Raw genomic sequence first — 25,801 nt, forward strand, 5'->3', positions numbered from 1 at the left:
TGAAGCATTCGACATTGATCGACAGCCGAGGGGATGGTCTGTTCTTGAACGAAGGACCAACGGAAGACGGGCTGCGCGCGGGTGCCTTCAAGCCTTGATCCGATGTATGGCCGTTTGTACTCCATGCAATTGAATATGGCGGGAAGGAACTAGTCTCGCTGGCGGAATTCGCGGCATGGGAGAATGCGGAATGGCCGGATCCGTGGTGGTTAATCACCGGCGTGAAGTTGTGCCATCCAGCGGATGGACGCGCCTTCCTCCTCCGTGTGACAATCGCGAGCTCGCAAACCACGGGCGGAATTTTCGCTTAACGATTCAAAAATCGGGAGCTAGATCCACGATGGGACCTGAGGGGAAAAGCCTTTTCAAGTGGCACGGTTTAGCCCCGCTACAATTTTTCCTCGGCATGTATTGAAATGGAAAAAGGGAGAAAATAAATCTGCGGAAGGCGCTGGTTTCCAGCCGCCAACTTGATGAAGACCAACGTTTTCAGTGAGGTAGCGATGAACGCGAACTTTACTCGTCCCGTCTATCTGAAGGAACGGGAAGGCCTGGTTCGGGAAATTAACTCTCTGGCGGACGCCATCGATTGTCTCGAAGGCTGGCCCCAAAAGGACCGAGACCTCGTGCACGAGGTGACACTTAAAGCCTGCTACATGGCCCACGATGGCCACACGCCATTCGAGGTGGCACGGGACGCGGTGCGAGCCTTTGGGCACAAGAAGGGGATCTTGATGAAGCAACCGGCCGTCGAGCCGTGGATGATCAAGACCCCGACCGGCGGTGGCCGGCTGAGTCCCTAGGAGAAGATCAATCGAGGGGGCAGTGTTCGCGGCCTTCCAAGCCGGCCTCTGATCCGGCGTTTCAATCTTCCGCGGCGATACCATGCCCTCTCGATCGAATGCCATGCTTTTCCGGCTTGGCAGGCGTCTAAGCCAGCCCCGCGCGTACGATCGCCGCGAAATCCGTATCGACCTCTCCTGTGGGTAGGAGCCGACCCGCGTCGGATCAGGTATCGCCCGGAGCGCCTCCCGATATCGCCCATGGCGGCATGGGCTGACCCTGGCCGCGAGCTGTAATTTCCGACCCCAACCGCCCGCGTCTCGCGACGTGGGTTGGACACCGGATCGCTTTGGTTCGCGATAGACAATCCGTCCGCCGACCATTTTTTCGGAAACGACCGATACTCGCAAAAAGGTAACGGAACGCCATCTCGTCGTAGCCGGGAACTCATTATCTAAAATTCGCTTTAGCTCCACTCCTTGCTGATTTGCCAGCTTGGTCAGGTCGAGATCGCCTTGCCTTCGTACCGGAGACGGAAGTTTCGGCGCTGGAAGTCGTCGGCGAAGCAGACAAAGACCAGCTCCAGATCATGATCGGCATCTCGCTTTCCGAGGATGCTCAGTGAGGCGACAATGACACCGTTGAAGCCACGGGTAAGATTAAAGGCGGCATTGCGCACCTCTGTCGGTTCCGGATCTCTGCCGTTGTCGCGTCGTTCGTAAATGATCCAGAAGCGGGCGACGTCCCAGGTGAGCCGAAGCATTTCCCTTACCTCGGCTAGAAACTCCTCCGCGCTCTTCGAGGGCGACCAGACCAATGTCGTCTCTCCGGCGTCACTCACGGCGTTGAAGTAGCCGTCACACGGGCGGCCTGGCGTAATCGCCTGCTCGATCAACTCGAATGCGGCGCTTTCGGAGATTGTGGTCTTGAAAAGGATAGTCATGGAATCGGCGCGGCTAGGTTATCGTGTGACGATACCTAGCAGAACGACAAAAGGCAAAGGGGCCGCGTCCGATGCCCCGCACCACGCCAGCCTGAAGGCCGACAGGCAAGTCATTGTAACGTCCCGTTACTCCACGTCCTTGCGCCGCGAATGGACACCCGCATGCAAATCCTGAGTGTGAATACCACGGGGATCGCGGGTGAGCGCATGAATAGCTTAGCTGCATCTCCAAAAGAATGGCGGGTCCTAGGATGGAACGACCACGGCGAGGATGTTCCGCGCGATCGTCCCTTCGCGCAAGGGCGTCGACTGCGTTCGCTTTCTAGCGTGGGCTTGGACGAGCTTGTCGGCAAGTCAGACGTTGGATCGGGGGCCAGTGGCTCGACAGCCCCCTAGTGCAAGGTCGGCTCTAATGACAAATGAGGGTGGCGCGCATGGAACGTCATGATCAGGCTCATCGCACGAACCGCCACATCCTCGGCGAGAGCAACGTCGGTATCGGCTAGATCGCCCGCGGCCTCCCGCAACGCCGCTCCGACCGAACGCATGACCATCTCGAGCGCGTCTTCGCCTTCGGACGCCGCCAGTTCAGCGGTATCCGCCAGTGTAACCGCCAGTCCCTCCAGGACAGCGCGCCGTTCTAGGGGGGAAGCCTGCTGAAGTCTGAGATGGCTTTCATTCCTTGGGAGACGCCTTCCTTATCAGCCTCATCCTTAATGTCGTGGTCCCGGCCCGATATAACGCGAGCGCGCTCGCGGCCTCTTGATGTGGTTGCCATTTTTTTCCTCGTTTCGATCACGGTGGAACTTGCATTGGTTCAATCGGTTCCGGGTAAGCAGTGGAAGCCGTTGGACCGAGGGTAGAGGAAATAAGCCCAGTGCCTTTTCCTCGTATGCCCTCGGACGTCGTCCTCAATGATCCGGAGCGGAGGATGCGCGTTCACATGTGTCCCCGGCGATCCCGACGTAAATCGAGATCAATGTGGAGGCCGCGCCCGCCATATTGCCCGACCGCTTGTTCATTGATGCGGCATCTCAACGGTTTAAGACGCACCATCAGGCTCTTCTTCGTCGACCGCATCCGACCGGCCGCGCGAGGCCCTCAGCGCGAAACGTCGGCAATGTTCGAGGTACGCGGCCTCGTGGATGGCAACCAGATCAACCACCGCGTTCCAAAGCCAGGACGGCGCCTCGATCGAGACATCATGCTGTCTTTCCAGTTCAGCGAGCCAGCGGCCGCGATCCACGGCGTTGAGCTGGCGGGCATGCGCCGTGCCGACAACGCGCGCGAGAAAACCCGCCACGGCCACGGCTTCGTCCCGGGACAGCTCCTCGATCTCAAGCTTAAGATCCTGTGGCAACAGTTCGCGCACGAAGACTGGGCGGTCAAGAAGATGACCCACGACCATTCTCGATCCTAGATATGGCGACAGCGCGGTTGCACCCTGTCGTACCCGCGCGGCGGGATCCTCGGGCATCGGCGCGTCTGGATCATGTGGCGCGGCGGCGGAAGTCGCTTCCTTGATATCCATTAGACAATAGCGGCGGTCATCGCCCCTACCGACCTGGAGAAGAACCGCCATGCGCAGACGCCCCAGCGAACTGCAGCCCTTGCGCCAGTACGCCGCATCCTTGACCTTGACCCGCTCAAGATCTTTCCCGTGCCGTAGGATTGTCACCAGTTCACGAACGTCGTCCCGCCCAAAAAAGCTGTCGACCTCTCGTCGCTCCTCCTCGGATATTGGCCAGAAGCGAGATCCGAGGGGCAGGACGGCCTCGCCTTCGATCCTTTCGTCAGCCAGATGCCTCCACGACCGACGCGCCGCCGCGCGCAGGGCGTGCTCGACGGTCTTCGGAATATTCGCGACATCGGCTTCTGGGAAGGCGTCCGGCCGGAACGCGGAGGCGTAGCCCTCGACCATTCTTTCGATCATCAGCGCCGTGACAACGCCCGGAAGATCGGAGGAACGCGCGGCCATCGCCAGGGACAGGCCGAGCCGCACCAGATCGTGTGCCGGATTTCCAACCACCGTCTGGTCGAGATCGCGTATCTGAATGGCGAGCCCTCCACTTCCGCTCCCCACGGGGCCGAGATTGCCGACATGGCAGTCGCCGCAGATCCATAGCCGTGGCCCGGACGGAAGCTCGACCCGATCGGCTCGATCAAGCCATTCGTAAAACCGCTTGGTGCTGCCCCGAACGTAGGCGTGGGCCGAAGCCGCCATTTTCCGGTTCTTATGTGCAAGTAGTATGCGCAGGCGATCTTCGGGGAGAACATTCGTTTTCATGGGGGCCCGTGGATCCGTGGAGCGTGGCTGGAGGGGGGACAAGAGTGTTGCGGGAAGATCGGAAGCACGTCCGTTGCGGGTTAAAGTGGCGGGCGCCACTCGAGGGACAAGATAGCCAGCAAAACTCCAATGCGATCGCGATGCCGTCCGACAAACCCGGAGAGGCAATCCGCTGAGCGCGGACGGTCGGACGGCACGGCGTGTAAATCCATGGCTCGCCGGATTGTTCCGCCACCCGACCAGGGCACTTAAAATGTCGATGGAGCACCTGACCTGATGCGGGGCGTCTTGAAAGCCGAAAGACCCGCCGGGCGGGTGGTCCGGGTCGTTCGCCGGAACATAACCGGATTGGGGTGAGCCCGCGCAATCCCTGAAACATTGACGAGACCGCCCGACGACTTCCTTGGGTCATCGGGTCGTCATTATGGACGTGGACACGCGTCACTCCCCGTCCGTTGCGATGCCGTCCGACGAACCCGGAGAGGCGATCCGCTGAGCGCGGACGGTCGACCGGCATGGCGTGTAAATCCACGGCTCGCCGGATTGTTCCGCTACCCGACCAGAGCGCTTAAAATGTCGATGGAGCGTTAGGCTTAATGCGGGGCGTCTTGAAACCAAAAGACCCGCCGGGCGGGTGATCCTGGTCGTCAGACCTCACACTGTTGTCTTTTCGAAGGGTCGCCGGCGTTGCGGCGGCCCGATCCACCATTGGACAGCTGTCGTCGAGTCCGTCGATCATGTTGGCGCGCCCGCCGGCGTTCCGGTCAAGGCGTTCCTCGCGGGTTACCGCAAGCATCCCTTCACTATTTCTCGAAACGGGCAAATCCGATCAAGGCACCTCGGGACATGATCGAGCCCTCGACCGCACTTGTGATACCTATCCGGACGAAGATGGACAGTGGTTGGCACTGACGCCCAAATGACGAGCGACATTTTGCTGTCATGACCCGGACACCCGCACCTTCCTCACCTGCGCACCCCGATCGCTTCCTGCGATGTCAGGAAGCTCTCGACGGCGCTTTTGCGACACCCGCCGCAGCCGCCGTAGAGGCAGGCTGGCATCCCGAAGAGGTCGCCGCTGCAATGGTCGAGATTGCCCCCGATCACATGCTCCGGTCCTTGCCAACCGCGGCCTCGAGCGCAATCTTGCGATCTTGAAGAAAAGGAGATTGTAAGCGGCATGTGCGGTAGGTTCACGTTCGAGCATGAATGGTCGGCGTTTTTCGATCTCTATAACCTCCCATGGGTTTCCGAACGCGGTCGAAACACGGCAGCCCGGTTCAATATCGCGCCCACTCAGCAGGTTCTGGTGGTTCACAACGACGCGGAAGGCCGCCAGATCGCCGAGGAGGCCCGCTGGTGGCTGGTGCCCTTCTGGGCAAAGGAGATGCCGAAAGCGGCGATGTTCAATGCCAGGATCGAGACGGTCGACACCGCGCCGGCCTTCCGTGAGGCGCTTAAAAGCAAGCGTTGCCTGATACCTGCGTCGGCGTTCTACGAATGGACGCTGAATCGGGAAGACGGGAAAAAGGACCCTTGGCACATTCACCTGCCCGGCGACCTGCCATTTTCCTTTGCGGGCCTGTGGGCCCGCAACGACAGGCTCGGCGTGACGAGCTGCACGATCGTAACAATGCCGGCCGGCGATCCGATGAAGACGCTTCACGATCGGCAGCCGGTGATTTTGGACCCGGGAGCCTATGAGGAGTGGCTCGACCCGTCGACATCCGGGCCGAAGGCGAAGGAACTGTTGCAGGATAACCTGGACGATCAGCTTGAATTTCATCGAGTCTCTCGGGATGTGAACTCGTCGAAGTTCGAGGGCAAACCACTGCCTGAGGAGAACTCCCTGTGACGGTGACGACGGACATGATCGCGGAATTCGTCCGGGCGGCGAACAACGTTCAGCCGCTGGCGCTCGTGAGCGACGTGGTCTCGTGGAACGGGGCGTTGCCGCCTCCGGGCCTCTAAGGGGATTGCTGATCAAGACTGCAAAGGCTGCCCGATGGATGAAGCCACCGAGCGTGTGATCGACGACATCGCCGAGCACATTGATGAAATGTCCGACGAAACCGGTGCGAAAGCGTTGTTGGCGGTGGCGAGCCAGATAAGAACCTTGCGGATATTGAACCGGGAGACGGCCTGAGGCTCGCCGGGCTACCGCCATTGTTCGCCGCGGCGATCACTTTGGGCGTGATTCGGGTGCTTGCAAAACCGATGTGAGCGCATAGCTTCTTTTATCTCCGGCGATCGTCGCCCGATTTGAAGGAGAAGCACGTGGAAAAGAAACGGAGCTGATTACCGGTGCAAACAAAAGGATCGGTTTCGAGACAGCGCGCCAATTGGGCCGGCAGGGCCATCGCATCTGGTTGGGAAGTCGTGATGTCGCCCGAGGCGAGGAAGCCGCTTGTGTGCTCTCCATCGAAGGTATTGACCTTAAGCCGATCTCGATTGACGTCACCGACGATGCGTCGATCATTCGAGCCGCGGCGCTCGCCTAAGCCGAAAAAGGCAGGCTTGACGTTCTGATCAACAACGCGATTTCGGGTCAGATGGTCGCGCCCTCTGAGCAGTCTGTCGCCGATGTTCGCAATATCCACGAGACCAACGTTTTCGGACCGATCCGGGTAACTCAGGCCTTCCTTCCACTTCTGGAGGAACGCGGGCACCGCGAACGTCATCATGGTTAGCGGCGGCCTCGGCTCGCTTGGATGGCTCTCGGACCCTGACAGCCAGTTCTACGGCGTAAACTTTCCCGGGTACAACAGCTCCAAGTCCGCATTGAACGCGGTCACCGCAGCTCTTTCGAAGGAGCTTGCGGGGTCAGGGGTAAGGGTGAACGCTGCCGATCCCGCCTATACCGCGACCGACTTCAAAGGCCACTCCGGTTATCGGACGGTCGAGGAGGCCGCAAACGGGCTTGGGCGGCTTGCCACTCAGGGCGAGGAGGGGCAGACAGGTGACGTCTATTTTGACGGAACGGTCGTGCCCTGGTGACAAGCCACTAGTGCGCGCGTTGGAAGGAACCCGTGGTTGCGACGCGCTCAATCTCTGAAGAGCTATCTCCATGCAATACTGGTCGGAACTCGATCTGTTTACTCAAATGCGGGAGCGCCGGGAACAACCTCGTCTTGTGACGGTTCCTGATCCGCTCAAACGCGGACAGGAGACGACCCATGAAGGCATTCGGCATTGCGTACATCGCGACCCTCGTTTCTTTCCTCCTCATAGATGCGGTGTGGCTGGGCCTGGTGGCCAAGAATTTCTACCGCCAGCAGCTCGGCGGCCTCATGCTTCCCTCTCCCAATCTCGGTATCGCGGCAGCCTTCTATGTCTTCTTTACGATCGCCATCGTGGTACTGGCGGTATGGCCGGCAGGTTCTGTGTGGGGCGCGGTCGGATACGGTGCAGTCCTTGGGCTTGCCGCGTACGGCACCTACGACATGACCAACCTTTCGACGTTGAAGGGATGGCCCGCTAGCCTCAGCATTGTCGACATGATCTGGGGGACCATTCTAACGAGCGTTGCAAGCGCCTGCGGGTATGCCGCCGCCCGTGGCATGGCCTAGCAGACTGAACGCCGCATTGACGATATACGAGACCTACACCATCTATTCGGAATGCGCAAAAAAGAGAAGAACGACGTCGAACTCATCCGGGGGTGGACGCTGCCAGCGTCCGCGACTTTAGGGTCCGCGGTGCGCGCCAAGGGTATCCTCCAGGAAATTCAGGCTCGTCTCCCCGCTGCTTCGAAGAAGTCCATCTCATTGGATGGCGTTGAGCTAACATTGGCGTTGTCGGCCAGCGAGAAGGCCGCTTTCCACGCCGCCTCGTCGATCATCTCGAGTACAGTAGCCGAGGCCGAGACACTTCCGGTAATCCCACGCGAAATCCAGGACATTCTAACGATCAAGCCGACCGAAAGGCACCGATGGCTGGCGGACGGCCGACTTCCAAGCGCGGGAACCCGAACCGTCCGATTGAACGGACGCGCTCGGCAGATCACGTTCCACGTCTTCGATCCTAAGGTTGTTGAAGACTTGCTCGACCGAGGTGTTGTCGATGAGTGGCGCGTTGAAGATGCCGAAGCCAAAGCTGAGAAACGTCAGAAGAAGGCTTACGAGGCGAAGTTGAAGAGGTCCCTCAAGACGCGTGCCAAGACGAAGGAAGCAAAGCGAGAGGAGCCAGATGACGCGGCATCGCAGCTACGAGGTTGGGACGAATTCGACATCGACGGCCTGCTTCGCTGAGCGCGACGCCGGCTCTCCCTTTCGCGCCGCCATCTGATGAGATAGCCGAAGCCTGGCCCGATCAAAATCCCGCCAATGACCCATTCGGTCAGCGTCAATGGACTTCGTCCGGGTCGTGCCCGGTCAGATAGAGGAGTAGGAAAAATGCCATGACGCCGGCGGCAATCATCGCCAATGCAACAAGCAGTTTTTTGCGAGAACCCTGCTTGGGCATCCTCTTTGAAACCGAGACTTGAGCAAGCTAGTGGATTTCCCTTGAGCGATAAGGCCAGTGCCATGCCATCCCGCCCGTCAATGGAAGTTCCTTGCTTTCACCTTGAGGGTGTCGATGTGCAAGTCCCGCACAAAGATATCCCGCGCCTGCGGGACAGGCCTTGGGCGATCCCTCGAGTCAGGACTTCCCGGCGATCCATGAGCGAACTCGTCTCCCCTGCCTGTCGGTATCTTCACGTCGATCTCGCGATCCGCAAGTCCTGACAGGTCTCCGCTGAGATCGAAGAGCTGCTGGGCGACCAAGTGCACGACGTCACCCTCACGCTGGATTTTGCCGTGGATCGCCATCATCGACGCGCCAAGCACGACGCGACGGCGCTTTTCGAACAGCGAGGGCCACACGACCACGTTGGCGGGCCCCGTTTCGTCCTCGATCGTGATGAACATGACGCCCTTGGCGCTGCCTGGCTTCTGCCGGACGAGCACTAGCCCGGCGGTGCATACCCACCGTTTGTCACGCGCGTTCATGGCGTCCGCGCAGGTGACGATGTTTCGCCTCTCGAGGTCTTTTCGCAGGAAGGCGATCGGGTGCTCACGAAGCGTCAGCCCAACATGGCCATAGTCCTCGACCACATTGTGCCCTTCGGTCATTTGTCGAAGTTCGACTTCCGGCTCCTGCTGTTCGGGAATGACGGCCGCTTCGCGCTCGGCGGCGGCCGCGAAAGGGGAAGCGGCTCGTCGCGGAGTGCCTTGATCGCCCAGAGCGCGTCGCGTCGCTGGAGCTTGAGCGACGGCAGGAACGCGTCTGCCTCGGCAAGCTGAACAAGCGCCTCGGTCGGAACATTAGACCGCCGCCACATATCGTCGACGGTTTCGAAATCCTTGTTCATGCGCGCGGCCACGATCCGGGCGACGTCGGCGACGGCGAGGCCCTTCACCATCCGCATTCCAAGACGAACCGCGTGGCGGTCCGTATTACCGATGCGCTCGAGCGTGCAGTCCCACCTGGAATTGTTGACGCAGACCGGACGGATTTCCACGCCATGCTTGGCGGCATCGCTCACGATCTGCGCGGGCGCGTAGAACCCCATCGGCTGGCTATTCAGCAGGGCCGCGCAGAAGACGTCGGGGTGATGGCACTTAATGAAGTTGCTGGCATAGGCGATCAAGGCAAAAGACGCGGCATGGCTCTCCGGAAATCCGTAGCTGCCGAAGCCCTCCAGTTGAGAGAAGGTCTTCTCCGCGAATTCAGCGGAGTAGCCGTTCTTCACCATGCCGCCGACGAGCTTGTCCTTGAACCGTGACACTCCGCCCGTGAACTTAAACGTCGCCATACTTTTGCGCAGCTGGTCCGCCTCCCCGCCTGTGAAGCCAGCACAAACCATGGCGACCCTCATCGCGGACTCCTGAAACAGCGGGACGCCGAGCGTCTTGCCGAGAACGGCCTCAAGCTCGGGTGTCGGATATTCTACCTTCTCCTTGCCCTCGCGGCGGCGGAGATAGGGATGGACCATGTCGCCCTGGATCGGTCCCGGCCGCACGATCGCGACCTGGACGACCAAGTCATAAAAGGTCCTTGGCTTCAGACGGGGAAGCATCGCCATCTGCGCGCGAGACTCGATCTGGAACGTACCAAGGGTGTCAGCCTTCCGGATCATCGCATAGGTCGCCGCGTCTTCCTGGCGGATATTCGTGAGATCGAGGTCGTCGTCCTTGTGCTCTCGGATTAGATCGAAGGACTTCGCCATGCAGGTCAACATGCCCAAGGCCAAAATGTCGACCTTCATGAACTTGAGCGCCTCTATGTCATCTTTGTCCCACTCCACGATCTGTCGATCCTTCATTGACGCCGGCTCTATGGGAACGAGATCGTCCAGGCGGTCATGGGTCAGCACGAAGCCGCCCGGATGCTGCCCGAGATGGCGGGGCGCGCCCATGAGCTGCTGGGCGAGCTGTAATGTCAGGACCAGGCGACGGTCGTTCGGGTTGAGGTTGAGCTCCTTGACGTTCCTGTCGCTGACTTCCTCCGACCACGACCACATGCCCGACGACAACGCTTTGATGACGTCCTCAGGCAGGCCGAGAGCTTTGCCGACGTCTCGGATCGCGCCCTTGGCACGGTAGCGGGTAACGGTGGCGCAGAGAGCTGCCTTCTGATGCGTGTAGGTCTTGTAAATCCACTGGATGACTTCTTCACGGCGCTCGTGTTCGAAGTCGACGTCGATGTCCGGCGGCTCATCGCGCTCCTGGCTGACAAAGCGCTCGAACAGGAGGTCGTTCGTGGACGGATCGATGGACGTCACGCCCAGGATATAGCAGACCGCGCTATTGGCAGCCGATCCCCTGCCCTGGCAAAGAATTCCCTGCGAACGCGCGTAGCGCACGATCGAGAAGACCGTCAGGAAATACGGCGCATACCTCATCGTCTTGATGAGATCGAGCTCGTGCCGGACCGTTTTCAAGACTTCAGGCGGCAAGCCCTCCGGATAGCGATTAGGTGCGCATTCCCACACATAGTGTTCGAGGGATTCCTGCGCGGTCATGCCGGGAACGATCGCCTCCTCGGGATACTGGTAGGTCAGCTCTTCGAGCGAGAACTTGCAGCGGTCGACGATTTCCATCGTCCTCGCCAGGGCTTCCCTATATCTCGGGAACAGGCGCGCCATTTCTTCGGGAGGCTTGAGATATCGGTCGGCATGGCGCTCGCGCTTGAAACCGACGTCGTCAATGGTCGTGTGCTCCCGGATGCAGGTGACGACGTCCTGGAGCTGGCGTCTCGAGGGCTCGTGGAAAAGGACGTCGTTAGTGACGACGGTGCGGACCCGGTGCTTCGTCGCCATATTGCTCAGCTCATGTAACCGCATCTGGTCGTTTGGGCGACGCCGGAGGGAGAGCGCAAGGTAGGCTCGGTCACGGAAGAGGTCGGCGACCTTGCGAAGCTGGACTGCGCATCTCTCGTCCGGAAGGTCGGGTACGAGAACAGCGAGAAGTCCTTCGGCGTAGAGCGCGACATCGTCCAAGCTCAGGATGCAGTTGCCCTTTCCGCCGCGGGATTTCCCGAGCGTCAGAAGGCGAGTCAGCCGGGAGTACGAAGCTCGGTCGGTGGGATAGACCAGGAGTGACGTCCCATCCGTCAGGTCGAGGCGGCATCCGACGACAAGGCGGACGCCCGTAGCGCGCGAGGCCTCCAGCGCCCGAACGATGCCAGCCAGACTGTTGCGGTCGACTACCCCGACGGCATCGATGCCTAGTTCCTTGGCCGTCGTAAACAGTTCGTCGGCCGACGATGCTCCCCGAAGAAACGAGAAATGCGTGGTTACCTGGAGTTCCGCGTACCTCATGACACGTCCCTGCCCTTCACGCGAAGATTCCGTGGATGAACCACTTGTGCGAGCCCGTGCCCGCATCGACCCCGTCGCCTGAGCGGTAGAGCCAGAAGCGCTCGCCAGCGTCGTCCTCAACGACGAAGTAGTCGCGAACAGCATCGGCCTCGGAGGTGCGGACCCACCATTCGCCGAATACGCGCTCGGGGCCGTCGGCGCACCTCACGCGACGACGCTTGCCACGCCATGAGAACCAAGCCGGAGGATGGTCGGGCATCAAAGCCATGACCTCGACAGCGTCCGGGCGGTCCAGCAGTCGCACGGGCCGCTTCCAATCGTGGACCCAAGTTTCGTTGACGGGTTCCGCGGCCGCGGCGATGCGATGGAAGCTTCGTTCGGGAACGTCGGACGCGACAGGAGCTAACCGATAGACCCTGTTGCCGCGGTTGCCGAGGATGTCGATCAGCGGCGTGACGTCATCGTCGTCCTCATCGACCAGCGACGACGAGCGCTGCTCCTCCTCAAGCGTCTCCGACATGACGGCGACGAGCGTAAGGCGTTCGATTCCGAAGCCCGGCTCGATCTTCTCAGTGCGGTCCCTGAAGAGCTTTGTGAGCCATGCGACGTCGCGTGCAGGCTTGGCCGTTCCGGCACGGATTGCCTGGCGCGTTCCATCGACCTTCTCGACGATGAGGTCGGTGCGACGGACGCCCAATCCCTTGCGCTGGAGCTCGCCCACCAGTTCCACGACAAGCCGCCCGACGTACTTGTTGATCGTCTCGGCAGCGCCGATCGGCTCTGCAAACTGTCGGGTCACCTCGATCCATTCGGGTGATCGGATGGGCTCGATCGGCTCCGAAGTGCGCCCGTACATCTGGTCGATGCGTCTGCCAAGTTCCGGCCCGAAGCGGAGCGCAAGTGGGGCGCGCGGAGTGTTGGCAAGCTCGCCGATGGATTTGAAACCAAGAACCCGAAGGTCATCGACGACCTTTGAGGGAAGCCGAAGAAGAGATAGCGGAAGCTTTTCGACGGCGCGAACGATCTCGCCACGGGGAACGATCACAGTCTCTCGGGTGATCGCGCGAGCGCAAGCATGGGCCGCGCCCCAGGTGTCGGCAATCGCCACGCGGGCGGTCAGCCCGGTCGCGCGGAAGCGATTGGCGACACCTGTCAGCATCGGCTCCTCGCCACCTTGGAGGTGGTCCGCGCCTTCGGTGTCGAGAACCAGCCCATCCGTGCCATCGACCGCGACGATCGGGGAATAGATGCCGAGCGCCCAGAGCGCGATACGCTCGAGGGCGGCTGCGTCGGCGGCCGGGTCGGCATCGACCATCATCAACCCCTGGAACAGGGCCTGCGCCTTCGCTGCAGGCATGCCGACGCGCAATCCGGCCTTGCGTGCGGCAGCGTCGGCGGCGGCGACCCAGCGCTTCGAGCCCGACCGCGCGATAACGGCGATCGCCTGCTCAGGCTGAATAGAGGGATCGCCCCGCCGTACCCTGTCGGTCGAAAGATCGGGAAGAAATATCGAGACGACCCTTGTCATCACAGGCTCCAACTTCAAACTCAGCACACTCGCCGGCACGCGATCTCATCAATTCCAAAAGCCACTTCGCTCGCCCCACACCCGGCACGGGCAGCGGGTCCGATGGCAGCGCGCTCACCCTCCACCTCGTCACCGACGCCGTCGGCTGTCCGAAGTCGTTCGCTTCAGTCTGCCGTCGCCAACGCCGCACCACGATCCCGAGTGTCCCGGACTTCTCCGCGGCGAGCTGCAGTCTTCGCGACGACACCATTGGCAGGCGGACGAGCTCGCCGACGACCGCGCCGAGGCGACCGTAGCTGAGAGCCTCCTCCATGCTGGCGAGGACGTCCTCCTCCCTGCCGGCCTCGACGAAGATGACCCGGTCGGGATGGAGGCCTGCCTGCGCCAGCGCTGGCATGAAAAGGTCGGGCCTTGTCAGGCACCAGACGATCTTGCCCTTCGTCCTTGCGGCAACACCTGCGGCGAAGAGAGCGGCCGCCGCACCGTCGACGGTGCCTGACCCACCACCGGCGAATTCATGCAGTGCGCCGTATGCCAGGCCGCCGCCCGGGAGTACGGCATCGATCTCCGGGACACCAAATGGCAGACAGCCAGCCTTCTTTGCTACGCCGCCCTCGATCGAGGAGATGCGTTCGCGCAGTTCAGCGATGGCTAGCTCGCGGGCAGCCGACATCGGTCACGAATCCTCTGGAAGTCGCGGTGGACAGGTACGACATCATGCCGTGAAAACTCGGTTGTTCTCTTTCTGTTCCGTATCGATGACGGCGTCAAGATGCCTTGGAAACCGGAATCTTACGGCGTGGATTAGAGATTCGAAAATTTAGCGAAACGAATCAATTTGGTAGCGAACGCGGCTAAGGCGGTGACCTGGTTGAAAATATTTTTAAGTGGGTAAAAGGTTGGGCTCGACTTCTAAATGTAGCTGGCTCAAGCGCGGCGACAAGGTTTAGCAGTCCTTCCGGGCCTTCATCGCGCTGGCCAGCATGTGCGTACGCTCTAGTTACATATTGAAAACAGCGAGCCGACATGATGCCGTCACCGCGACCCTACACTACCCTCACACCCCGATGGCCGTTATCTCGTGGTGAAAAGGCGGCCTTGGCGATTGAGCAATCCACCTTGAATTAACCGGCAAGCATAGGACGAGCTTGGACAGTTTGTAGATGAGAATGTTCGGCATAACGAGCGCCCTTTCGGCCTCGCCGGCTACCGAAACATGCTGCTCGATGACTTCAAAACCGTCCCCGACCTCCACTTCCAAGCAACGAAGATCGTGTGCGAGCCGCCGTTACCGATGGCGCGTCTGGAATTTCGAGCTTCACCGATCGGCAGCTTTGTCGGGCTCCCCGTGAACGGGCGAGAGATTTCGTTTACGGAACAAGTGATCTACAAATTTGCCAACGCGAAAATCGTGGAAGTATGGTCGGTGATCGACAAGATCGAAATCGAGAAGCAGCTTTCCAATTATGGGCTCCCGCGCCATACAGGTGGAAGCCGCCTCAAGTCCAGGACATGAACCTGGTCGCCACTCAATGATCATCTTCGCTGTCGGCGGGTACCACAATTCCGACGTATCGTACGGGCTCGCATTCGCATCACGAAAACCCCTACCAAAGCACATCACCGTCACATAGACGCCTTCGGAATTACAGACCCGGTACGACTGCTATTGCGGCCGATGTGCTATGATGCTGTCACTGACCGCCTTTGCCAGGATCGGCGCGTCCTGAGGATGCACCCTCGCGAGATAAACCTCGATTGGAAGGCCCTGCTCTGCTTCGGCAGGGTCGACGCCAAAAAGCGTTGCCAGGGCGTTGTCGGCGTACAATACGTTCTCGGGAAGGTCCACGTAAAAAAACCTGAATCGGGCACTTCGTTTCCAAATAGCTCGGTCGAAAAGGTCGTAGCCCGTGGGGAATTTGGGGTGCTTGGACGCTGTCCGTACGAGCGCCTTGTGCAGTTTGGCTAAACGAACGAGCTCCGATCATTGGATAAGTTGGGCCGACCGGAAAAGAGTGACAATTCCGCGACCCAAGCGATTAAGGAAACCACTCGGTAACCGAGTTTTGATGTCACCGGTTGACCGAATCAGGAATATTCGGAAACGTTTTATTAGCGACCTGAGTCCGGCTTTCCTACAAGGAACCCCAATGACTTACTTCACCGAAAAGGCCGACTTGCTGAACGTCATGGCGAACGCAAGCCGTTTACAAGTTTTGACGACATTACGAGATGGAGAGATGGGCGTCGGCAAGCTCGCCGAGACTGTTGGCCTGAGCCAGTCTGCTCTCTCCCAGCACTTGGCCAAACTTCGAGCAATGGACCTGGTGTCCACACGGCGTGATGCTCAGGCAGTTTATTATTCTGTGAAGTCCGACAGGGTTTATGCCGTATTGGACATGCTAAGCGACTTGTTCGACGAGACCATTGAAGTCCGGTCATTGATCGCTAGCTGAAGAAACTTACACTTTATACGAGGCGTTTCTCGGCGGCAATCCGGCTTTGGGGCAAACGCTTCCACATGGCGGCCTTGGATGCCCGTCGACAGCCGCTTGACACAAACCCTTATGGGTTTGAGCGCTACTTCGTATCTGGATTTAAGCGGCCCGATCGATATCGCTCGGCTGACGCCATCCCGCACCTTCCGTTGCTATCCAGATGCCCAATCTCAAAGGGGCCAAAGCTGCTATTCGTTCCCCAATCGGCCGCTCAACTGAAATCGTGCACCTTCGGGAGGATAATGAAGCGATGCATTCCCTTGAAAGTGCGGGGCCACCATCTTTTCGATAAGTCGCGATCCAAATCCGGTACGCGTCGGCGCAACCACCGGCGGTCCGCCGTGCTCTACCCAATCGAGCGAAAACTCTCCGCCAGCGGAGGCCCGCCACGTTATGGTTACTCGTCCGGCCTCATTTGAAAGTGCTCCGTACTTGATCGCATTCGTGGCAAGTTCATGAAGTGCCAGAGCCAGCCCCAGGCCCTGCTGATCCGAGAGGACCACGGATCGATCACCGCGCACGTCAAACCGACCTGACCTGCTATCGTGGAGGTCAAGTATCGAAGAGATGACTTGATCGATCTCGGTATCAACCCAATCGGATTGGGTGAGAATGTCCTGGGCCCGACCAAGTGCCGATATACGTCCCATGACGGCTTCTTGGGCTTCCTCTACAGAGCGCGCGTTTCGCAGACTCTGCGCGGTGATGGCCTGAACGATGGAGAGTAGGTTTTTCATCCGATGCGTAAGCTCTCGAGCGAGCACCACCCGCTGAGCGTTCTTGTCCTCAAGGGCGCTTTCGCGATCGTGAGACTGCTTGAGAGCGTCTGCAAGCGTGTAGGCTGCCCCCGCAGATCTCGACAGGCTCCTCAGGAGCCGCATGTCCTCTGCATCGAACTTATCGCCGTCCTCGTGCAAAATCCCCCACACCGTGCCGATGGGGCGGCCGCTGACATAGAAAGGCGCAAGGATGATCTCGTTTATGTAAGGCCTCAAGTCTTGGGCCGCGGGATAAAATCGGCCGGGCTCGCTCATCATCAACGCCTGATCGCGATCGATCACCGTGCCACAAGGGCTCGCCGCGACCGGCATCGTTCCGCCGACCATCGGCGCAAACCCGCCAGAGGTCGCGATCCAACGCAGAACGTCGCCATCTTCGCTCGTTTCGAGAAGCGTTATTCCAGACGATTTTGCCCGACATAATTCCAAGATCGCATCCGAAAGCTTCTGCAGAACGACGCGCGGAGACTTATTCAGTAGCTCAGCGAGCTCAGAAAGAACTCTCGCCTCCCCCCTCGAAGTCGCTTGGACGACCTGTCTCGGTAGCCAGTCGCTGGGTGATGATCAGGTCATCGACCCGGCTAACTGGCTCGAAAATGTCGATAGCTTTCATTGGCCTGATCGAGTGTGGAGTTTTTGTTAATTAATATAGGTAAGCTAAGCCGACGCGCGGCGTTTTCAAGATTTGCGCTGCTTATGCCGTCTAAGACTCAACTATTTGTCTAACACATGAAGTTGATCCAGTTGCCTCCCCACCAGAATCAGGCCCAATATTTTCTGCGCGTCGACACCCAGGTCCTAATCTTTGACCTCGGCTCCGCTCCGCTGTGACGAGACAATTTTTAGCCACGTGAGGACCTCTCGTTCGGAGTACGGCTTGCCCACGAAGCCGATCGGGTTCCACTGGCGAGCCACCTCACGCGTCGCTTCGTCCAGATTGCCCGAGACAAACAGCGAAGGGATGTTCCATCGTTGGCGCAGTTCACCTGCTGTCACAATGCCGTTCGATCCACGAGCCAGATTGACATCCATGATGGCCACGTCGACTTTGCCTTGAACCTTCTCGGCGAGGGAGATCGCCTGGTGCATATCCGAGGCCTGGCCGACCACCGTGTGTCCGGCGTCTCGGAGCATGTCTTCCAAGTCCATGGCCAGAAGCATTTCGTCTTCAACGATCATCACCCTGAGCAGCATCAAGCCTCCCTTGGGAGTGTGAGGACAGCGCGATAGCGATCGTCATGCTGACTATCGTCGAATTCCCCACCGACCTGAGCCACCATCGAACCAATCAGCCTTCTACTCAAATCCGTCAGGACGATTGGCTTCTTGCCGCCACTGACAGTGATAGACAGGTCAAGGCCGTTATCGCCGCGGCGCATGATCTGTACCTCGTATTCGTCCAACGTCTCCGCCCGAGAAAGCGCGGCCGTCAAAATTTCGTTGATGATCACCGAGACCGGAATGGCCCTCTCCGGCGTCAGTTCGACCTCCTCCGCGTCGACGATCATGCGACCTTCATGATCCGCGCCTACAATGTCCAGGCAAAGTTTGTGAAGATGGGTAGCCATATCGACACTGAGGGCATTTCCCGCCCTGTAGAGACGCTCGTGCACTGAAATTATCGCCCGGACCCGGGAGATGGCCTCGTCAAACGCGGCGGCCGTTACAGGAAAGTGGAGACGACGCGCCTGCAATCGAAGGGTGCTTACGACGAGTTGGAGACTGTTCTTAACCCGATGATTGAGTTCAGCGAGTAGTCGTTCCTGTGCTTTCAGAGCCTCCTCCAGCTCGGCTTGACGGACCCTATCCGGGGTCACGTCCATCAGGACACCGATCATCCTTACCTTGCCGCCAGCGGTTCGCAGTATTTCGCCTCGCGAAGCAATGTGCCGCACCGCGCCGTCCGGTAGCACGATCCGATAATCGAAAACGAAGGCAGTTTGATCTGGCGATCCTGCCACGGCCGCGAGGTTCGCCCGGATTTGGACAAGGTCATCCGGGTGCATGCGAGCAAAGAACGGAGCCGCCACCGGACCAGCCTCGCCTACCGCAAAACCGAACATTTGGTCGACGATTTGGCTACGCCTCCAGATGTCAGTTTCAGGTTCGTATTCCCAAGTGGCCAGGTCGGCAGCGTGAAGGGCGACCCTCAGCCTCGCGTCCGCCTCCCTATTTCGCAACACGCTTTCCGTTACATCCATCGGATTTTGAATGATGAAACTCACCGCTCCTGTGTCGTCGAGAACTGGAGTATGGATCGGCATCCAAAATTTTTGGGAAAATCCTCCGCCCAACCGAGGAATGTCATATTGGATGACCGCCATCTCGTGGGCCTTGCGCGTCTGGAGCACATGCTTGAGCGACACCTCGAGAGGCCCTTGCTCGACCGTTCCCGGAGCGTCCGGGTTCTCCGGGAAGGCCTCAAGGATATGGCGGCCGACTATATCTTCGCGGGTGCGGGAGGTCAGAGCCAAGTAACTGTCGCTTGCACCTACGATCGCGAGGTTTCCGTCGAGAACGAGATACGGTTGCGGCATGCCACTAAGAATGGCGGCGAAGTTCGGGACTGCGGTCATTCTGGCACTCTGCGTTCGTCGCTCGGCAGGACAGCGACTTCCTTTCCGACGGCTCGGATGCAGGAGATAGGGCATATCACCATGCACAACAAGCGCCCGTCACGGTCCAACTTGCGTCCTGCTCACAAGGTTCCGGGATTAGACCCGTTTCTCTAACGAACAAATAACGCCGTTTTGAGATAACGCATTGGCTGATCAGTGATACACCAAGCTGCGGCAGATTGCATGACCCGCCGATTAAAAGGAATGGCCAAGTTGCTCGATGAACACTCACCGGAATTCGAAATCGTGCCCGCGGGATGGAACGAGTTCGAAAGATCGGCCGCATTAAGGTCATTCAACGTCCTTGATACGCCCACCGAACAGGATTTTGACGATATTGCCGCGGTGGCATCGCGGTTTTGCGGCGCACCGATCGCGGTCGTCAATCTGGTCGACACAACAAGGCAGTTTTTCAAAGCGGAGATTGGTCTCGGTGTTCGGTCAACGCCACTCGAAACCGCTTTTTGCCGTCACGCGCTGCTCGAGGAAGATGTGCTTGTCATTCCGGATGCCACCGCGGATCACCGTCTGGACTGCAATCCCTTGGTAACCGGTGCGCCCCACATACGGTCCTACGCCGGTGCCCTCATGAAAACTACCGATGGGTTTCCGATTGGCACGGTCTGTGTCCTTGATTACAGGATACGGGATTTCACGGCCGAACAAGTGGAAATGCTCCGCTTTCTCGCCCGTCAGGCGATGGCCCAGCTTGAACTGAGACGAACCGTCGCCAATCAACGGGAATTACTTGAACGTGCGGTGCGCGCCGAGCGGGCGAAGGCGAATTTCGAGCGCGTTGTCAGGCAGGCGTCGGACTTCATCGGCATCGCCGACACGGACGGAAACGTCTTGTTCTTGAATGACGCCGCCCGGGAGTTGGTCGGCCTGCGACAGGGCGAGCCTCTTCCGCCAAGGGTGATGGATTACATCGCGCCGGATGATCATATTCTCTTTCGGGAACAGGTCGTGCCGGTCGTCAGGGCCGGAGAAAGCTGCGAACAAGAAATTCGTCTGCGTCACTTCGAAAGCGGTGACCTTGTGCCGGCTTTGTACACGATGTTTCCAATTCGGGACGACGATGGTGCGATCGCCGGGTTTGGCGTGGTGACGAAGGACCTCACCGAGATAAAGGCGGAGGAATCCCGCCGTGCTGGCATGATGGCCGAGGCGGCTCACAGGGTCAAAAATACACTTTCGATCGTTCAGGCGATCGTATCTCAATCTGTGAGAAACGCTGTCACGCTCGACGATGCCAAGGAAGCGATCTCGAAGCGAGTTGTGGCGTTGGCACGGGCACAGGACCTCCTGACAACAGCGCAAGGCAACGTCGGGGACATTACGGAAATCGTATCCAATGCGCTAGCGCCACACGATTCGGGAGTGGGACGTTTCAATACAAGGGGCCCGCCGCGAAAATTGGATGCTGGTCAGGCGATGGGTTTGTCACTCGCGCTTCACGAGCTGGCGACGAATGCTGCAAAGTATGGAGCGCTCTCAGGTGATTCCGGCATTGTGGAGATCGAGTGGAGCTTGCGAGAGACCGGCGAGTTCAGTTTTCGATGGTCGGAGACCGGAGGCCCGCCCGTCGTCGTGCCAGAAAAAACAGGCTTTGGGACGCAGTTGATCCGCCGGATGGTCGCACCATACTTCAACGGCGACGTGAAGCTTGAGTATGAGCCGCTCGGCTTCCGCTTCAGCTTGGAAGGTCGGCTTCCCCTGGAGAGCTGAGCTGGCCAATTATCGCGCATGTCCGGTACACCAAGGTCATGTTCACGGCGGGATATCATTGACATGGTTGTGGCGAGATGTTTTCCCCAAGTCCCAAACGAAACATATGTTCAGAAACGATAGCCTGATTGCTGCCTGGTGGGGCGTCCGCCAGGTAGCAATCAACGGGTTATTCCGTGACCACGAGCATCTCCACATGAGCAAGATGCGTTTCCAGTGCTGGAAGCGTTTCCTTTGCAAATCCCACAATCGTCTGATTGTCTCCCGATCCAGCGTAGGTTCGAAAAAGCCCTACCGCCTCCATATGTGCCTGCGCCGCATATCGAGGTACGGGTCATCAAAGTCCTTTCCCTTGGCGGCACTTAGCTGATCCATCATCTTCCGATGCTTGGGAGCTAGGTCGGCGGTCGCCGGGGCTTTGATCGTCTTCGCGCGGAGTTCGACCGCGTCGTTGTATTTGAACCCCGTTCCGACGGAGCCGACATATTAAGTCGGTCATTTTCGGGCCACTAGCAGCAAGCTTCCCAGGCCGTTTCGGGCTGTCGACGTTTTCTCGTAACCAACGATGAAAAAGCTCTCCGAGGCAATGCAATTCACCTTGATCCAATCGGCAGTCCGTCCCGACCTGTAGGCGCTGTCCGCATCCTTGAAGATGATGCCATCGAGGCAATGTCCGCACGCGGCTCGGAAGATCGCGCCGCCCTCACCGTCGTTTTCCTCCGAGAATTGGATCAGTCCATCGCGATCAGCAAGCAGCTGTTCAAGCAGATGTCGGCGGCTCGATAATTCCATCGTCTGCAGGTCATGGCCATCACAATACAGCAGGTCGAAGACGACGTAAATTGAACTCGAAGATGGCAGCTTGCCGCCTCGCCCACCCAGTGACCGCTGAAGCGCACCGAAATCCGACCGGCCTTCATCGTCCAGCACCGCTGCTTCTCCATCCAGGATAGCGTTCGGAACACCAAGTTTGCGAGCTTCAGCTATCGGCGGAAAGCGCCCGGTCCAACCATGCCCCGCAGATTACCAGTGCGGTTCCGCAAGCTCATATTTGTTTGGCGAATGGTCAGCATCGTCGAAGAGAAAAACCGAACCGCCCGCGACCGCGATTATATCGGTCCGTGTGTACGACTGCGTAGATGTCATATGGAACCGTCTAGCCCGATTGATCGTTAGGATCAGCCTCAATCGAGCGATCAAATGACAAAGCATCTCAAATTTCTCGCTACACTGCACTTCCTACTAGCTTTCGCTTTTCTTTCTACCGGCGTCACCGCGGCGTTGGCGGCCGGCTCCGATAAGCCCGCAGGGCCGTCCGAAGCTCTATTCTTGCTTCAAATTGTCGTTCTCGTGGTGTCGGGCCGCCTCTTGGGTGAACTCATGGTGAGGATCGGCCAGCCCTCTATCATGGGCCAGATTATCGCCGGGGTAATCCTCGGCCCTTCCCTGTTCGGGCTTCTTCTCCCCGACTTTCAGGCTCGGTTGTTTCCGCCGGACGAGGCACAAAAAAGCATGAGCAACGCGATCGGGCAGCTCGGCATTTTGTTTCTATTGCTTTTGGCCGGGATGGAAACCGATCTTGCACTTGCCAGGAAGCTTAGAAGGTCAGCGACAGGGGTGTCGTTAACCGGAATAGCCATCCCTTTCGCGGCAGGATTTGCGCTTGGCCAGTTCATGCCGGCCGACCTTCTTCCCGACCCAGATCAAAGGCTGGTCGCATCTCTGTTCCTTGGAACGGCCTTATCTATTTCGTCGGTGAAGATCGTCGCATCGGTCGTGCGCGAGATGGATTTCATGAGGCGGAATATCGGTCAGTTGATAGTCGCTTCGGCCATTATCGACGACACGCTCGGGTGGATCATCATAGCGGTCACGTTCGGACTCGCGAAAACCGGCACCGTCGACCCGCTCACCTTGGCGAAGAGCGTGACCGGCACCCTTGCTTTCATGGTCTTCAGCTTCACGATCGGACGCCGTATCGTTTTCGAGATCATCCGCTGGACGAACGACAATTTCAAAAGCGATCTCCCGGTTTTGAGTGCCATCATCGCCATAATGGGCGCAATGGCGATGATCACCAACGCGATCGGGGTGCACACGGTCCTCGGAGCATTTGTTGCCGGCATCCTGGTTGGCGAGTCCCCAATTCTGACCCGTCAGATTGATGTCCAGTTACGCGGCCTCACTACGGCGCTATTCATGCCGGTCTTCTTCGGACTTACGGGACTGCAAACCGATCTCACCGTCCTTGGTGATCCCAAAATCATCCTCCTCACTTTGGTCGTCGTTTTGATTGCCTCGCTTGGCAAGTTCGGCGGAGCTTTTGCAGCCGCCAAGGCCAGCGGTCTCTCCAATCCCGAAGCGTTGGCGCTCGGGTGCGGAATGAACGCGCGTGGATCGACCGAGGTTATCGTTGCGACGATCGGTCTTTCCGTCGGGGTTTTGAACGAGGAGTTGTTCTCGGTCATCGTGGCGATGGCCGTCATTACAACGATGGCGATGCCTCCAACGTTGCGTTGGGCGCTGGCGCGGTTGCCCCTCAGGGAAGAGGAAAAGGAGCGACTGGAGCGGGAAGATTTCGAGAAAGGCAGCTTCTTGAAGCAGTTCGAGCGGGCGGTGCTTGTCTCTGATGGATCGTCGAACAGCCAGCTGGCTGCCAGAATCGCGGGTCTGCTCGGAGCTTCGCGGAACATGCCGGTAACGACTTTGGACGTCTCTTCCGACAAGGACTCCGACGCCACTTCTGATGGCAGACCAGGTTCGGAGGGGGTTCGGGATGCGCTAATCCCTATGCTCGAAATGCATGCGTCGGAAACGGTCAGAGCCGACGGCGAAGAGACTTCTGCGCTCCGCGTTACGGAATTCGCTAAGGACGTGGACCTAGAGAGCGCATTGGCCGAGATTTCGAAGTCGGGCCATGATTTGCTATTTGCTGGCGTGGAACCCGTCCTGCGTTCAGACGGGAGCTTCAGTCCCACCATCCAGGCAACCGCGGAGAAATTCGCCAGGACAACGGCGATCGTGTCTTCCCGGGGACAAATGCCAGAAAAAAGTAACCGACTTCGCATTCTGGTCGCTGTCAGCGATACCCAGCGGTCGGTGCGCGCAGCGGAGTTCGCGTTTGCTGTCGCCAAGGCAAGCGGTGGACACTGCGCGGTGGTTTTCGTGAAAGAAGAACGCAAACTGCAGGGCGTATCGCGGATTACCGACCAACTCAGCAAACAGGCTGATCCTTTCCGACAAATCGACGCCGCTGCAGCGTATTTCGACATCAAGCCCGAAAAGCTGTTGCGTCAGGGTTCGTCGCCCGAACTCGACATTCTTCGCTGCGCGCGCAGTGGCGACTACAATTTGATAGTGCTGGGTGTCAGTCGACGAGCAGGTGAGCGACTTTCGTACGGGAACGTCGCTGACGCTTTGCTGGGCACTGCGGATCGGTCGTGCCTTCTGGTGGAGACGGAGATCACCAACATCCGAGACGATGCCGCATGAACACGCAAGTGGTACATTTGGCCTGTTCTTTCACCCGCAACTGGCAGGGGAGAAAGCGTTTCAGGCCTTCTTCTTTAGAAATTAGCACTTCGTCCCGCACGCGTGGAACCGCGGGCGCGTCCGCGCGATTAATCGGGATGATGAAAAAAATCGTCCTCGGTTCAGTTATCGCCCTCGCATCCGTGGGGGTCGTTCACGCCCATGACCTCTCCCCACAAGAGATCAACAGCGTCAATCTTTCCTCGGTCTTGTCTGACAAGAGTCTGGAACACCCCCCGACAGACAAGCCCGATCCCGCGGTCATACATCTTCAGGTCTTGTTAGATCGTGCAGGTGCGTCGCCGGGCGTTATTGACGGATTGGATGGAGCAAACGTCAGGAAGGCCATCGCAGGCTTCGAACTGCTGCAGGGGCTCCCCGTCGACGGGAACCTAGACGAAGAAATTGTAACACGTCTGTCTGACGACCAGCGTGTTATCGGGCCGTATACGATCGCGGCCGATGACGGCGATGACATCGTCCCAGAGATACCGAAAGACTATTCGGAGCAGGCGAAAATGGCCCATCTCGGATATACTAGCGTGGCCGAAAAACTGGCGGAGCGCTTCCATATGGACGTGGACCTGATACGTGCGCTGAACCCCACGGCGCGGTTTATACCTGGCGAAACCCTGTCTGTCGCCGTTGTCGGCGCTCCCCGGACAGGCAACGTAAAGCGGATCGAGGCCCACCGAAAGGCCGGCGAGCTGGTCGCCTACGGCGAGAACGACAAGGTCTTGGCCGTTTATCCGGCAACCATCGGCAGCGAGGATAACCCGTCGCCTTCGGGAAAGCACAAGGTCAACGGTGTGGCTCGAAATCCGCCATACGTCTACAATCCAAAAATCAACTTCCAGCAAGGCAAGAACAAGTCAAAGCTCACTCTTCCAAGTGGCCCTAACAACCCCGTGGGTACCGTCTGGATCGATCTTTCCGAGCCGACATACGGCATCCACGGTACGCCGGAACCGTCGTTGATCGACAAAGCAGGGTCTCACGGCTGTGTCCGACTTACGAACTGGGACGTTGAGGAGCTCAGCAGCATGGTCAAGCCCGGTGTTACTGTCGTGTTTGAAAATTAGAGCACCAAAACGTGTGGCCCGTGATGGACACGCAGAGAGCGAATTGAGGGTAATGTCTCAGTTCGAGCGAGGACGCCAATCCCGACCCTCTTCATGACGACCAATTCTTATCGTGCGTCGTTGTTCCTTGTTTCGTTGCGGGAACCATCTCGAAGGCTCGACATTTCTTTTCTGAGCGCGGGCCGTGTCAATCGGACGCAACAGGGATGGTGAACATCGC

General features: G+C 58.9%; 20 protein-coding genes and 4 pseudogenes. 12 read left to right on the top strand and 12 right to left on the bottom strand.

The window, feature by feature from the left end; all coding sequences use genetic code 11:
- The first annotated feature begins 503 nt into the window (after positions 1 to 503).
- On the top strand, positions 504 to 803 hold the full coding sequence (locus P3R82_RS09710) for a DUF982 domain-containing protein (protein ID WP_113201238.1): 300 nt from the start codon (positions 504 to 506) through the stop codon (positions 801 to 803).
- 479 nt (positions 804 to 1,282) lie between these two features.
- Here P3R82_RS09710 and P3R82_RS09715 read toward each other — a convergent pair whose 3' ends face one another.
- The 5 genes and pseudogenes from P3R82_RS09715 to P3R82_RS09735 form a co-directional block, all read right to left on the bottom strand.
- On the bottom strand, positions 1,283 to 1,726 hold the full coding sequence (locus P3R82_RS09715; RefSeq protein ID WP_112949253.1) for a hypothetical protein: 444 nt from the start codon (positions 1,724 to 1,726) through the stop codon (positions 1,283 to 1,285).
- Between the two features lie 392 nt (positions 1,727 to 2,118).
- Positions 2,119 to 2,274, bottom strand: coding sequence for a hypothetical protein (locus P3R82_RS09720; RefSeq protein ID WP_283193727.1), 156 nt, complete (start codon positions 2,272 to 2,274; stop codon positions 2,119 to 2,121).
- A 134-nt stretch (positions 2,275 to 2,408) separates the two neighbouring features.
- Positions 2,409 to 2,504 (bottom strand): annotated as a pseudogene (locus tag P3R82_RS09725) (DUF3606 domain-containing protein); the annotation flags it as partial.
- A 264-nt stretch (positions 2,505 to 2,768) separates the two neighbouring features.
- Positions 2,769 to 4,013 carry a DUF2252 family protein gene (locus P3R82_RS09730; protein ID WP_112949252.1) on the bottom strand — a complete coding sequence of 415 codons (1,245 nt, stop codon included), beginning with the start codon at positions 4,011 to 4,013 and terminating at the stop codon, positions 2,769 to 2,771.
- A gap of 966 nt (positions 4,014 to 4,979) precedes the next feature.
- Positions 4,980 to 5,120: a hypothetical protein gene (locus P3R82_RS09735; RefSeq protein ID WP_283193945.1), complete on the bottom strand. Its 141-nt coding sequence runs from the start codon at positions 5,118 to 5,120 to the stop codon at positions 4,980 to 4,982.
- A 73-nt stretch (positions 5,121 to 5,193) separates the two neighbouring features.
- Here P3R82_RS09735 and P3R82_RS09740 point away from each other — a divergent pair, with 73 nt between their 5' ends.
- The 6 genes and pseudogenes from P3R82_RS09740 to P3R82_RS09765 all read left to right on the top strand — a co-directional run bounded on the left by P3R82_RS09740 (position 5,194) and on the right by P3R82_RS09765 (position 8,263).
- Positions 5,194 to 5,868 (top strand): SOS response-associated peptidase, encoded by a 675-nt coding sequence (locus P3R82_RS09740; RefSeq protein ID WP_112436049.1) that lies wholly within the window; start codon positions 5,194 to 5,196, stop codon positions 5,866 to 5,868.
- Between the two features lie 150 nt (positions 5,869 to 6,018).
- Positions 6,019 to 6,159 (top strand): hypothetical protein, encoded by a 141-nt coding sequence (locus tag P3R82_RS09745; protein WP_283193728.1) that lies wholly within the window; start codon positions 6,019 to 6,021, stop codon positions 6,157 to 6,159.
- Between the two features lie 196 nt (positions 6,160 to 6,355).
- A pseudogene (locus tag P3R82_RS09750) lies at positions 6,356 to 6,703 on the top strand (SDR family NAD(P)-dependent oxidoreductase).
- Entirely contained in the window at positions 6,696 to 7,010 is a 315-nt protein-coding gene (locus P3R82_RS09755; RefSeq protein ID WP_283193729.1) for an SDR family NAD(P)-dependent oxidoreductase, read from the top strand. The pseudogene P3R82_RS09750 and the gene P3R82_RS09755 overlap by 8 nt, the downstream one beginning before the upstream one ends.
- A gap of 179 nt (positions 7,011 to 7,189) precedes the next feature.
- Positions 7,190 to 7,582 (top strand): DUF2177 family protein, encoded by a 393-nt coding sequence (locus P3R82_RS09760; RefSeq protein WP_112436050.1) that lies wholly within the window; start codon positions 7,190 to 7,192, stop codon positions 7,580 to 7,582.
- A 51-nt stretch (positions 7,583 to 7,633) separates the two neighbouring features.
- The gene (locus tag P3R82_RS09765; RefSeq protein WP_112436051.1) at positions 7,634 to 8,263 is read left to right on the top strand and encodes a hypothetical protein; all 630 of its coding nucleotides are present in this window, start codon (positions 7,634 to 7,636) and stop codon (positions 8,261 to 8,263) included.
- A gap of 291 nt (positions 8,264 to 8,554) precedes the next feature.
- Here the strand turns inward: P3R82_RS09765 and P3R82_RS09770 are convergent.
- The 3 genes and pseudogenes from P3R82_RS09770 to P3R82_RS09780 form a co-directional block, all read right to left on the bottom strand.
- Positions 8,555 to 11,817, bottom strand: a pseudogene (locus P3R82_RS09770) (error-prone DNA polymerase).
- A gap of 16 nt (positions 11,818 to 11,833) precedes the next feature.
- On the bottom strand, positions 11,834 to 13,345 hold the full coding sequence (locus tag P3R82_RS09775) for a DNA polymerase Y family protein (RefSeq protein ID WP_162718088.1): 1,512 nt from the start codon (positions 13,343 to 13,345) through the stop codon (positions 11,834 to 11,836).
- A complete protein-coding gene (locus P3R82_RS09780; protein ID WP_111563919.1) occupies positions 13,266 to 14,018 on the bottom strand; it encodes an ImuA family protein in 753 nt (250 codons plus the stop codon). The genes P3R82_RS09775 and P3R82_RS09780 overlap by 80 nt, the downstream gene beginning before the upstream one ends.
- Positions 14,019 to 14,498: 480 nt before the next feature.
- Here P3R82_RS09780 and P3R82_RS09785 point away from each other — a divergent pair.
- Positions 14,499 to 14,861, top strand: a pseudogene (locus P3R82_RS09785) (ester cyclase); the annotation flags it as partial.
- A 634-nt stretch (positions 14,862 to 15,495) separates the two neighbouring features.
- Positions 15,496 to 15,801 (top strand): metalloregulator ArsR/SmtB family transcription factor, encoded by a 306-nt coding sequence (locus P3R82_RS09790; RefSeq protein WP_112436053.1) that lies wholly within the window; start codon positions 15,496 to 15,498, stop codon positions 15,799 to 15,801.
- A 230-nt stretch (positions 15,802 to 16,031) separates the two neighbouring features.
- On the opposite strand, the gene P3R82_RS09795 is transcribed toward P3R82_RS09790, so the two are convergent.
- The 3 genes from P3R82_RS09795 to P3R82_RS09805 form a co-directional block, all read right to left on the bottom strand.
- Complete coding sequence (locus P3R82_RS09795; RefSeq protein ID WP_283193925.1) at positions 16,032 to 17,099, bottom strand: HWE histidine kinase domain-containing protein; 1,068 nt, start codon at positions 17,097 to 17,099, stop codon at positions 16,032 to 16,034.
- 321 nt (positions 17,100 to 17,420) lie between these two features.
- A complete protein-coding gene (locus tag P3R82_RS09800; protein ID WP_112436055.1) occupies positions 17,421 to 17,816 on the bottom strand; it encodes a response regulator in 396 nt (131 codons plus the stop codon).
- Positions 17,816 to 19,198 carry a histidine kinase dimerization/phosphoacceptor domain -containing protein gene (locus P3R82_RS09805; RefSeq protein ID WP_162718089.1) on the bottom strand — a complete coding sequence of 461 codons (1,383 nt, stop codon included), beginning with the start codon at positions 19,196 to 19,198 and terminating at the stop codon, positions 17,816 to 17,818. The genes P3R82_RS09800 and P3R82_RS09805 overlap by 1 nt, the downstream gene beginning before the upstream one ends.
- Positions 19,199 to 19,444: 246 nt before the next feature.
- On the opposite strand from P3R82_RS09805, the gene P3R82_RS09810 reads away from it, so the two are divergent.
- Entirely contained in the window at positions 19,445 to 20,968 is a 1,524-nt protein-coding gene (locus P3R82_RS09810) for an HWE histidine kinase domain-containing protein (protein WP_162718090.1), read from the top strand.
- 495 nt (positions 20,969 to 21,463) lie between these two features.
- Here P3R82_RS09810 and P3R82_RS09815 read toward each other — a convergent pair whose 3' ends face one another.
- Positions 21,464 to 21,955 (bottom strand): hypothetical protein, encoded by a 492-nt coding sequence (locus P3R82_RS09815; RefSeq protein ID WP_349294068.1) that lies wholly within the window; start codon positions 21,953 to 21,955, stop codon positions 21,464 to 21,466.
- Between the two features lie 213 nt (positions 21,956 to 22,168).
- Between P3R82_RS09815 and P3R82_RS09820 the strand changes: the two genes are divergently transcribed.
- Together P3R82_RS09820 and P3R82_RS09825 are read left to right on the top strand one after the other, a co-directional pair.
- Positions 22,169 to 24,460, top strand: coding sequence for a cation:proton antiporter (locus P3R82_RS09820; protein ID WP_283193730.1), 2,292 nt, complete (start codon positions 22,169 to 22,171; stop codon positions 24,458 to 24,460).
- 140 nt (positions 24,461 to 24,600) lie between these two features.
- On the top strand, positions 24,601 to 25,581 hold the full coding sequence (locus P3R82_RS09825; RefSeq protein ID WP_162718092.1) for a L,D-transpeptidase: 981 nt from the start codon (positions 24,601 to 24,603) through the stop codon (positions 25,579 to 25,581).
- Positions 25,582 to 25,801 lie beyond the last annotated feature (220 nt).

The organism is Rhizobium sp. AN80A, assembly GCF_030053015.1.
Taxonomy (GTDB): Bacteria; Pseudomonadota; Alphaproteobacteria; order Rhizobiales; family Rhizobiaceae; genus Rhizobium; species Rhizobium metallidurans.